General features: G+C 35.3%; 1 pseudogene. It reads right to left on the bottom strand.

From position 1 onward, the window contains the following. Positions 1–1960: pseudogene (locus HMPREF2937_RS13785) on the bottom strand (hypothetical protein); the annotation flags it as partial.

Genomic DNA, 1960 nt, shown 5'->3' with positions numbered 1-1960 from the left:
AATCTTTTGTGACTTCGTCTGTTGTTGGTTCATACACTTCATTATCTGGTTGTTGGTCTGTAATAGAGAATGAATCAATAGCTAATGCTGTAGTTAATGATTCTGTAGAAACACCTTGTTTGAATACTGCAGATGAGAATACGTCTGATACTTTTGCATCTTCTGGTACTGTTAAAGGTACTGAACCTACTGTTCCATCTTCTGCAGAAGTTACATTAACTGGATCTCCGAATTTTTCGCCATTTTTGAACCATTGCACTTGATATTCACGATTTGGTAATAAGCCACCTGTTCTAGATTCTGCAGTATCACCTGGTCTAGCTAATTCATCTGTTGAGTTATAATTCGTGATGTCGTGCATTGGTTGTGGTGCTAAAAGTGCAAAATCCACGCCTGATGTGTTATATGAGCTTAGAGCACTTGGTCCAATTGGTAAAACATCATCACTAAGCTCTTCAAACATGTTAGTTTGGAAATTATTACTCCAAATAGCATAGTCTTCAACAAGCGGTGTAACATATACGTAATCAGAGTTGATATGTCTGTGTTTTTGTCCAATCGTTCCATTCCAAGCCATTAAGTTATTATGGGAAACGTCTTTATCAGCTACAACTTTACCATACTCTTCATCTGAGATAGTTTTAGAAATGCTTGTACCTGAATTTTGTTTATAAGCACTAATACCATAAATACCTTTGAACGGAATGTAATAATCACCGTTAGAATCTACATTTGCTACAACAGTTTCAGCAATGTGTGATCCTACACCATTTTTCGCTTCATAATCAGCGATAATTTGTGCTTGTGCAGCTTTGAAATCATCTAATGTATAACCACTGTGTTCTTTTTTCCAAGTATCAAATAATCTAGTTACTTCGTCATTTACATATGATGCAGCGACTTTTGTATTAGTTGCATTAACATCCCAAGTATCTTTACCCCAACGTCTTGCATCAGAGCCATTAGGATCCCCGTTTTCATACCATACGTTACCGCGAATTGTACCGTAATTACCTGTATTTTCAAATTGGCCATTTGAAGTACCAGATGTTGTACGTTCATTTTCTGGTTTTAGTAACCAATCAACATTATTATGTTTTTCTTGAAGTACAACGTGTGAGTTAACAATTCTATTGACTCCTGCTGTAAAGTCCCAAGATTCATTTTTTCTAGTTAAACGATCGTGATAACCATACATTTGGTCACCGTGTTTAACAACATCGTATTTAGATGGATCTGGATTTTTAACCCAAGTTCTTATAGCGAATTTGGAGTCTCCTGCTAATTTAAATTTATAAGTATTGCCATTCTCATCTGTAACTGGTTTGGATAAGTCAAATGCAAATGAGCCATCTGGGTTTGTAGTAGTGTAATATACTGGAGATACAAAACCTTTTCCGTTTACCCATTGTAAGTAAACATTAACTCCTGGCAATGGTACTGCATCTTTTTGAGAAGAATCTGAGTGATTACCATTTCTATAGACCCATGCTTTACCACTATAAGTTTGTTTTTTAGTAGCATCACCTGGTGAGTATATAGCACTATTTTCTGCTAATTCTTGTAAATCTGACGTATTAGCACGATCCATTACCATTGCTCTATTACGTAACAAGTTTCTAACAGGTGTGTTAGAAGTTGTCTTCGTTTTAGAAGATGTGTTTGTTGTATTAGCAACTACTGGAGTTGAATATTGATCATTAGTTGCCGATTTTTCTTTAATTAAAGCAGCTAAAATTTCATTTTCATCAGCTTTATTAACACCTTGTTTATTTAAAGCAGCTAAAATTTCGTCCTCAGATACTCCTGTTTCATTTGCTACATTCTTAACTTCATTTACAGTTTCTTTTTCTGAAATTGGTTGATTTGTTGTAGTTTCTTTAGTCGCTTCTTCTGTTGAGGGTTGTTCTGTTGTACTTTCTTTACTTGCCTTCTCTTCTGTTGAAGGCTGTTCTGTTGT

The organism is Staphylococcus sp. HMSC061G12, assembly GCF_001838465.1.
Lineage (GTDB): Bacteria > Bacillota > Bacilli > Staphylococcales > Staphylococcaceae > Staphylococcus > Staphylococcus simulans.
The sequence above is the reverse complement of the archived record's forward strand: the minus strand, read 5'-3'. Positions and strand labels throughout refer to the sequence as shown.